The following is a 9,164-nucleotide window of genomic DNA, read 5'->3' on the forward strand; positions in this document are numbered from 1 at the left end:
CATCCTGCTCCCAAAGCAGGCGCGCTACCAAACTGCGCTACGGCCCGTGCGCCCATGTTCTCCATTGGCACAATCAACCAGTATAACCCATGTCGGAATGCGCGGCGTACAATCGGACATGGCACGTCGCGCAAGATGAAGGAGGAGGTATGGGCCGGCATCAGAGGGCGGAAACGTCGGGGCTTATCTCGTTTCTGATATGCGCCACGGTGTGTGCGGTTGCGATGAAGTGTTTTGTGGAATGGGCTCCCGCCATCTGGCAGGTGTCCAGAAGGCAGTTCACGGTGTCGGCGGGCATGGTGACCGCCTGCGGCGTGGTGTCGTTCTGCGTCGGCTACGCCCGGCATTCCCACTCTTGGAACCTTGACCACGGCTGGATGGTGCCGGTGCGCCGAGCGTTTGAGGTGATCGCGCTGTCCGTGGTGTATGGCGCCACGATCTTTCTGTGCGATTTCGCGATTATAGGCGTGATCAGTTCGATGATGGGATCGTTCATCGTGTACTTGCCGTGGATCACCGCCGGTTTCGCCGGAGTGGTCGGGTACTTCACCTTTGTCCAGGCGGATTTGCTCAATGCAAAAACCATTGCGTCGCTGTTGCCGTTCTTCGTGCTGTCCGGTGTGACGACGGCCGGTCTCACCACGGATGACCCGTACTGGTACAACAACAACTTCTCCCAGCTCGGGGATCGCACGACCTTCGCCGCCCGCATGTTCAACTCGACGCTGATCCTGGCCGGCATCACCATCATCATCGTCAGCTACTTCGCGATTTCCGAGCTGGTTACCACGTATCGGCTGAGAGTGCAGTGGCATAGGGACCATCTTGATCGTTCTTCCGGAGAGCAGATTCGCATCCCCGAAGAAGGTGATATCAGCCATTTCACGCTGCGAACCACGCTGCTGATGGGTTTCTTGACATTGGCCGGTCTGTTCTTCATTGGCATCGGATCGTTCCGCTACACGCCTCATCCGCAGCTTCATGATTTCTTCGCCCGAGGATTGCCTCCCATCATGGCCGTGCTGCTGCTGATACTGCCATGGCTCGCCCCGCAACTGAGCCGCGCATTGTTTTTCATCGGCGATTTCGCCATTGCCGTGTGCGGCGTGGCGGGATTGATCTGGCTGAAGGGCGATAATACCCTGACCAATGTCGAGGCGCTGTCCGGCCTGGTGTTCATGGGATGGTTCATAGTGTTCGCCCGTCAGATCGCGGCCATTGAGGCGGATCGTGTGGCCGCCCAGCTGGTCTATGCGCAAATGCCCACTGCCGGGTACAGCGCGGCGCAGAAGAAGGACATCGAACAAGCCGTTGGCCTTGAATCCCGCATTGCCGCGGATCGCTGATAGCGCCGTACAGCCGCCATTTCCGCCTGCCAAATGGAACGCAATGGCTGATGGGCGCAGTGAACGGCTACGATGACTGGTATGAATGAAACTCCTGAATTCTGGTCCGCGCCTGTGGCAGGCAAGCCGCTCGACGCCACGGTCACCATTCCCGGCAGCAAGTCGTTGTCCAACCGATATCTGATTCTTGCGGCGCTTGGCGGCGAACCGGTAACCTTGGTCGGCCTGCTGCGCTCGCGCGATACCGAACTGATGATGGCCGCCCTGCGGGAACTGGGAGTATCCTGCGAGGAGGATGCGCAGGATCCCACCACAGTGGTTGTGACGCCGCCTGCATCCGGACGATTCCACGGGAATATCGATATCTACTGCGGTCTGGCCGGCACAGTGATGCGGTTTGTCCCAGGTTTGGCCTTGTTTGCGGACGGCCCGGTTCGATTCGATGGCGATCGGCAGGCCTATGCGCGGCCCATGAAGCCGGTGCTCGACGGATTGGAGCAACTCGGCGCCACCGTTGAATATGGCGGGGAAGTGGGCAGGCTGCCGTTCACCATCACGCCGCCCGAGAACCCGGCAGGCGTCGTCGGCGGCGCGTCCATTGATGCATCAGGTTCGTCGCAGTTCATCTCCGGCCTGCTGCTGGTCGGAGCGCGCTTGCCTCATGGCCTGACGTTGCGTCATACGGGGGAGAAGACGCCCAGTCTGCCGCATATCCGCATGACCGTCGCCGATCTGACTGCCGCGGGGGCTCGGGTCGACGCCGACGAGTCGCATCATACGTGGGTCGTCTCCCCGGGGGCGGTGCAATTGCCCGAGCGCGTGGTGGTGGAGCCCGACCTGTCGAATGCGGCGCCATTTCTGGGCGCCGCGCTGATCGCATCGGGTCGTGTCCGAGTGCCGCATTGGCCGGTTTCCACAACGCAGCCCGGTGGTCTGCTGCCTGATTATCTGGCGCGTATGGGGGCCACCGTGCGATTCCCGGAAGACAATGGCATTCGGTATTGCGAAGTGACCTCCGATGGTTCGATCCAAGGGCTTGGCGATTTCGATCTGACTGCGGCGGGGGAGATAGCACCGTCGCTGGCTGCGATTCTGGTGTTTGCCGACAAACCCACCAATCTGACTGGCATTGGTCATTTGCGCGGCCATGAGACGAATCGGCTGGAAGCGCTGGTCAACGAGATCACACGGGTGGGCGGCGCCGCGCATGAACTCCCGGATGGCATTGCGATCGGAGTGTCCAATCCCGATGCGCTGCATGGTGCCGTGATGGAAACCTATGCGGACCATCGTATGGCGACGTTTGCCGCCATGCTGGGATTGCGCATCGCCGGTATCGAGGTGAAGAACATCGCCACCACGCGCAAAACATTGCCGGATTTCACCGGCATGTGGAAGCAGCTGCTGGGGGAGTAAGGTTTACTCTACGTCGGCTCACATGCCGCGGCACGGGCGGCCGACTGGTGCATGAGGAAGGATGAGTGCATGAGCGCACACACATTGTATGAAACCCAGTCATATCAGGAGGAGCTCCAGCACAATCCCCATTACCGGGATCTGATGCTGGCGCTCTCAATGGCGAATACAGCCGACGAGATCTCCTCGTCGCGTTTCGGCGCGCTGGATCTGCATGTGGAGACCAAGCCGGACAATACGCCGGTTTCCGACGCCGATCGGGCCGTGGAACGTGCGATTCGCGATGAACTCGCCGTCACCAACCCCGATGACGCCATCTACGGCGAGGAACTCGGCAAAGCCGAGTCTACCGGTCGCCGTTGGATCATCGATCCCATTGACGGCACCAAGAACTACGTGCGCGGGGTGCCGGTGTGGGCCACGCTGATCGGTCTGCAGGAAGGCGATGAAATTGTCGTCGGCGTGGTGTCCGCCCCGTGGCTTCATTCCCGCTGGTTCGCGCTGAAGGACGGCGGCGCCTATATGGGGCATGATCCCCAGGCCGCCACGCGCATCCATGTGTCTCATGTGGCGAGGATCGAAGACGCCTCCATGTCGCTGTCGAGTTTGACCGGTTGGCGTGATCGCGGCGACAGGGACAGGCTCGTCGCCCTCACCGACGACATGTGGAGGCTGCGCGGATTCGGCGATTTCTGGCAGTACATGCTGGTGGCGCAGGGCGCGGTCGACGCGGCCGCCGAACCGGAATTGGATTTGTATGATATGTCGGCGCTGGTGCCGATCGTCACCGAAGCCGGCGGGCGTTTCACTGATCTCGAAGGCAACCCGGGTCCGTGGGGCGGCTGTGCGCTGGCGTCCAACGGCCTGATTCATGACGAGATTCTCGCAAGGTTGTAATCCGTCTGTCGTCTGTCGATTCGCATGGCCGAATTTCGCGGGCGATTCCCCGGGCAATGGAAAACCGCCTGCCGGACTGGGAACAGCTCGGCAGGCGGTTTTCCGGTCATTTGGGCGAGTCGGCAATCAAACCGGCCTGCATATGACGGGGATCAGGCCTCGTCGACGGGCTCAACCACGTTGCCGTAGGAGTCCTTGCCGGCTTCGGCGATGGCGGCGGCCTTGCGGGCGATGGCGAGCTCCTCGTTGGTCGGCACGATGGCGATGATCACGGAGGAATCCGGGGTGGAGATGACGCGGGGCTCGCTGGAGTGCTCCAGGTTCTTCTCCTCGTCGATCTTGACGCCGAACGGGGCGAGCTTGTCGCATACGGCCTTGCGCACCCAGTAGGCGTTTTCGCCGACACCGGCGGTGAAGGTGATCACGTCGACGCCGCCCATCTGGGCGGTGTAGTTGCCGATGTAGCCTACGATGCGGTGCACATACACGTCCATGGCGAGCTTGGCGTCGGCATTGCCCTCCTCGGCCAGACGGTGGACTTCACGCATGTCGCCGTAGCCGGTCAGACCGGTCAGACCGGACTTCTTGTTGAAGAGGGTGTCCAGTTCGTCCACGTTCATGTGGGCGTTGCGGATCAGGTGGAAGACCACGGCCGGATCGATGTCGCCGGTGCGGCCACCCATGACCAGGCCCTCAAGCGGGGTGAGGCCCATGGAGGTCTCAACCGGCTTGCCGGAGATCTGGGCGGAGGCGGAGGCGCCGTTGCCGATGTGCAGCACAATCTGCTTGAGGCCCTCGGCGGGCTTGCCGATGACGGACGGAACCACGGAGCCGACGTACTCGTGGGAGGTGCCGTGGGCGCCGTAGCGCTTGATGGCGTACTTCTTGGCGACTTCCTTGTTCAGCGCGTAGGTGGAGGAGGCTTCCGGCAGCTGGGCGAAGAAGGAGGAGTCGAAGACGGCGATCTGCGGGATGTCCGGCATGAGGGACTTCATGACTTCGATGCCCTTGGCCTCCGGTCCGTTGTGCAGCGGGGCCAGCACGGCGAGGTTCTTGATGTTCTCGATGGCCTCCTCGGTGCACAGGGACGGCTTCGGGAAGATGGAGCCACCCTGCACCACGCGGTGTCCGACGGCAACGATGCCGGCTTCGTCCAGATCCGGGCCGAACTCCTTGAAGAAGCCCAGCACCTTCTTCAGGCCAACGGTGTGGTTCGCGATGGGCTCTTCGAACTCATGGGCCTCGCCGTTGTACTTGTGCTTGTAGTGGCCGTCGATCGGCTCGCCGATCTTCTCCACCAGACCCGAGGCCAGGCCTTCGCCGGACTCGAGGTCAACCAGCTGATACTTGATCGAGCTGGAGCCGGAATTAATGACAAGGACGGTTTTCGCCATTTGGGCTTCCTCCATAATGTGTCGTTACGATGCCGTCTCAACGGCGGCGTTCCAAAATATCAGATTACTCGTGCGTTGCTACAAGTAGACTGCGGCAAACGGGAAAAGGCCCCGGCGGCCGGGACCATGAATCCCGGCCGCCGGGGCCTTATGCTCACTGCGCTTCGATGGCGGTCAGCGCGACGGTGTTGATGATGTCCTGCACCAGAGCGCCGCGGGACAGATCGTTCACCGGCTTGTTCAGACCCTGCAGCACCGGGCCGACGGCCACGGCGCCGGAGGAGCGCTGCACGGCCTTGTAGCCGATGTTGCCGGCGCACAGATCCGGGAACACGAACACGTTGACATGACCGGCCACGTCGTTGCCCTTGGCCTTGGTGGCGGCAACGGTGGGGGACCAGGCGGCGTCGAACTGGACGGAGCCCACAACGGCGAGATTCGGATCCTTCTCCTTGACCAGCTTGGTGGCTTCCTCAACCAGATCCACATCCGGGCCCTTGCCGGAACCGAGGGTGGAGTACGACAGCATGCCGACCTTGGGGTCGATGCCAAAGGCCTTGGCGGTGTCCGCGGACTGCAGGGCGATGTCGGCCAGCTGCTCGGCGTTCGGGTTGAGGTTGATGGCGCAGTCGGCGAACACGGCCACGTGGTCCTTGAAGCACATCAGGAACGCGCCGGAGACCAGGGACTGGCCGGGCTTGGTCTTGATGACCTGCAGGGCCGGGCGCACGGTGTTGGCTGTGGAGTTGATCGAGCCGGACACCAAGCCGTCGGCCTTGCCGAGTACCACCAGCATGGTGCCGAAGTAGCTGGAGTCGGCGAGCTGCTTGCGGGCCTGCTCAGGGGTCATGCCCTTCTTGGCGCGAAGCTCGCACAGTTTGTCAACCATGGGCTTGAGGACGTCCTCGTCGTTCTTGGACTGGAAGGAGGCCTTCTCCAAGGAGTCCAAGCCGAGTTCCTTGCCGCGGGCCAGGATCTCGTCCTTTTCGCCGACGATGATGAGGTTGACGATGTCGCGCTCAAGCAGGTAGTCGGCGGCCTTGAGGATACGGTCCTCCTCGCCTTCCGGCAGCACGATCGTCTTCTTGTCCGCCTTGGCCTTGCCCAGCAGGCTGTACTGGAAGGCGTACGGGGTGACGGGGGCATCGAAGTCGGCGGCCAGGGCGTTGACGACCTCTTCGGCCGGCACGTTCTCGACGAAAGCCTCGGATGCGGCTTCGGCACCGCCCTCGGCTGCAACATCGACCTTCGGCAGCACCCACACCGGCACGCCGGCGTTGGACAGAGCTTCCTTGGAGGGGGTGACCTGATCGTCCTCGGCGCCGGTGACGAACACGCCCAGCACCTTGGTGCCGGCGTCCTCGATGACCTTGGTGGAGGCCGCCACGGTGGCGGCCAGCTGCTCGGGGGTGCGGTCGATGGTGCACACGGCAAGGAACACGGGGGAGGCGAGGTCAGCCGCGACATCGGCGTTGAACGCGAAGGCCGACGGGTCGTTCACCGAGGACTTGTCGGTGCCGACGATGACCATGGCCTCGGCTTTGGAGGCGGCCACGGCCTCCTGGTACTTGGCGACGATGTCGGCGCGGGCGCCGGCCTTGTCCTCGCGGGCGCGCTTCGGGCATACGGCGACGGACTGTTCGCGGGTCAGACCCGCGTTGGCGGCGTCGACGAGCACGTCGGTGAAGGTGTCTTTCTTGCAGACGGCCGGGCGGAACACGCCGGTCCGCTTGGTGCTGGCCAGGGCGTTGACAACGCCGAGCGCGACGACATTGCGCCCGTTTGCGGCTTCGGGGCTGATGATGGTGACACTGGTAAGACTCACTGGTCTCTCCTGTTCATAACTATCCAATGACGTGACTGCTTCGTTCACATCCACAGCACATTCTAATGGTGTGAAACGAAAAGATGCCATGTTTGCAGGGTGTTGCCGCAATATTGGAATGTGATGTAGATAACAAAGAACCCTCTGCGGGCAAAGCGCCCGCAGAGGGTTCAGTGAGACGATCGAGCCCTATGACTTGCTAGTCAGCAAATCACTCGTTGTCGCCGCCGGTAGCGGCGGTGGCATCGATGGACTCAGTGGCGCCCTTGGCGTCCGGCCACACCCAATCGGTGTAATCCGGGTGGTCGTAGCCGTTGTCCACGGCGAACTGGAAGGCCTCGAGACGGAAGTCGTTGAGCTTCTTGATCTCATCGGCGTACTTGTCGGCGTCGATGATGCTCAGGGCGGAGGCGGTCAGGCAGTAGCGGTCCATGTTGTTCACGCGCACCATGTCGAACGGCGTGGTGGTGGAACCCTGCTCCTCGTAGCCGTGAACCTGGAAGTTGTCGTGGTTCGGACGGCCGTGGATCAGGCGGTAGATGGAGCCGGCGTATGCGTGGAAGGCGAAGAGGACCGGCTTGTCCTTGCCGAAGAGCTCGACGAACTCCTCGTCGGTCAGGGCCTGATCGTTCTCGGAGGCGGTCTGGATCTTGAGCAGGTCAACGACGTTGACGAACTGGACCTTGAGACCCATCTTCTGCAGCTTGTCGTTGGCGGCAAGAGCTTCCATGGTCGGTACGTCGCCGCAGGAGGCGATCACGACGTCGGCATCCTCGGCGTCCTTGGCGTTGGAGGCCCAATCCCAGCGGGCGGCGCCCTTCTCGAGCTCGGCGGCGGCTTCATCCACGGTCTGGTAGGTGGCGGCCGGCTGCTTGCCGGAGAAGATGGCGTTGATGCAGTTCTTGGACTTGTAGCAACGCTCGCCAACGGTCAGCAGGGAGTTGGCGTCGGCCGGGAAGTAGATGTTCACAACGTGATCGTTGTTGAAGTTCTTGTTGAGCAGGATGTCAACAAAGCCCGGATCCTGGTGCGAGAAGCCGTTGTGGTCCTGACGCCACACGTGGGAGGAGATCAGGACGTTCAGGCCGGCGATCGGCTTGCGCCACGGGATCTCGCGCACGGTGGCCTCGAGCCACTTGGCGTGCTGGTTGATCATGGAGTCGATCACGTGGGCGAAGGACTCGTAAGTGGACCAGATGCCGTGACGACCGGTGAGCAGGTAGCCCTCCAGGAAGCCTTCCATCTGGTGCTCGGAAAGCTGCTCGACAACCTGGCCGGTGACGGCCATGTGCTCGTCGGTCAGCTCGGACAGGTAGCCGGCGTCCCACTGCTTGTTGGTGACTTCGTAGGCGGCGGCGAGACGGTTCGAAGCTGTCTCGTCAGGTCCGAAGATGCGGAAGTCGGTCGGGTTCTTGGCGATGACGTCGCGGGTGTAGTAGCCGAGCACGCGGGTGGCCTCGGTGGCGCCCCAGCCGTGGCCCTTGTCCTTGATGTCGATCTCGTAGTCGTGGATGTCCGGCAGCTCAAGGTCCTTGAGCAGACGGCCGCCATTGGCGTTCGGGTTCTCGCCGATGCGCAGTTCGCCCTTCGGCATGAAGGCGGTGACGTCGTCCTTGATGGAGCCGTCGGCGTTGAAGAGCTCTTCCGGCTTGTAGGACTCGAGCCAGTGCTTGAGGACCTCGAAGTGGGCCTCGGTGTCGCGGGCGGAGGCCAGCGGCACCTGATGGGCGCGCCAGGAGCCTTCGGTCTTCTTGCCGTCGATGTACTTCGGGCAGGTCCAGCCCTTCGGGGTGCGGAAGATGATCATCGGGTAGAACGGACGATGCATGTCGTCGGTCTCGGCGGCGGCCTTGATGTCGCAGATCTCGTCGAAGACCTGCTCGAACAGGTCGGCGAAACGACGGTGGATGGACATGTGGTCCTCATCGTCGAAGCCGGCGACGAACTCGTAGGGCTCGTATCCCATGCCGTGGAAGAACTCGTGGAGCTCCTCGTCGGAGATGCGGGACAGGATGGTCGGGTTGGCGATCTTGTAGCCGTTGAGGTGCAGGATCGGCAGCACGATGCCGTCGGTGCGCGGGTTCACGAGCTTGTTGGACTGCCAGCCGGTGGCCAGCGGGCCGGTCTCGGCCTCACCGTCGCCCACGATGCAGGGGACGAAGAGGGACGGGTTGTTCATCACGGCGCCGTAGGCGTGGGACAGGGCGTAGCCCAGCTCGCCGCCTTCGTGGATGGAGCCCGGGGTCTCCGGCGCGAAGTGGGAGGGGATGCCGCCCGGGTAGGAGA

6 protein-coding genes are annotated in these 9,164 nt (G+C 62.6%); 3 read left to right on the forward strand and 3 right to left on the reverse strand.

Annotated features, from left to right (window positions below):
- Positions 1 to 149 precede the first annotated feature (149 nt).
- The 3 genes from B2994_RS04000 to hisN all read left to right on the forward strand — a co-directional run bounded on the left by B2994_RS04000 (position 150) and on the right by hisN (position 3,659).
- A complete protein-coding gene (locus B2994_RS04000) occupies positions 150 to 1,346 on the forward strand; it encodes an ABC transporter permease (protein WP_291527090.1) in 1,197 nt (398 codons plus the stop codon).
- An 81-nt stretch (positions 1,347 to 1,427) separates the two neighbouring features.
- Positions 1,428 to 2,762, forward strand: coding sequence for a 3-phosphoshikimate 1-carboxyvinyltransferase (aroA, locus tag B2994_RS04005; protein WP_291527091.1), 1,335 nt, complete (start codon positions 1,428 to 1,430; stop codon positions 2,760 to 2,762).
- Positions 2,763 to 2,831: 69 nt separating this feature from the next.
- Complete coding sequence (gene hisN, locus B2994_RS04010; protein WP_291527092.1) at positions 2,832 to 3,659, forward strand: histidinol-phosphatase; 828 nt, start codon at positions 2,832 to 2,834, stop codon at positions 3,657 to 3,659.
- Positions 3,660 to 3,811: 152 nt separating this feature from the next.
- Here hisN and B2994_RS04015 read toward each other — a convergent pair whose 3' ends face one another.
- From B2994_RS04015 to B2994_RS04025, 3 genes are all read right to left on the reverse strand, one after another.
- Positions 3,812 to 5,053 carry an acetate/propionate family kinase gene (locus B2994_RS04015; protein WP_291527093.1) on the reverse strand — a complete coding sequence of 414 codons (1,242 nt, stop codon included), beginning with the start codon at positions 5,051 to 5,053 and terminating at the stop codon, positions 3,812 to 3,814.
- A gap of 154 nt (positions 5,054 to 5,207) precedes the next feature.
- Positions 5,208 to 6,878, reverse strand: coding sequence for a phosphate acetyltransferase (gene pta, locus B2994_RS04020; protein ID WP_291527094.1), 1,671 nt, complete (start codon positions 6,876 to 6,878; stop codon positions 5,208 to 5,210).
- A 211-nt stretch (positions 6,879 to 7,089) separates the two neighbouring features.
- Positions 7,090 to 9,164: phosphoketolase family protein (locus tag B2994_RS04025; protein ID WP_291527095.1), on the reverse strand; the 2,075-nt coding region annotated here is incomplete at its 5' end.

Origin of the sequence: Bifidobacterium sp. UBA744 (assembly GCA_002298605.1) — a bacterium.
Taxonomy (GTDB): Bacteria; Actinomycetota; Actinomycetes; order Actinomycetales; family Bifidobacteriaceae; genus Bifidobacterium.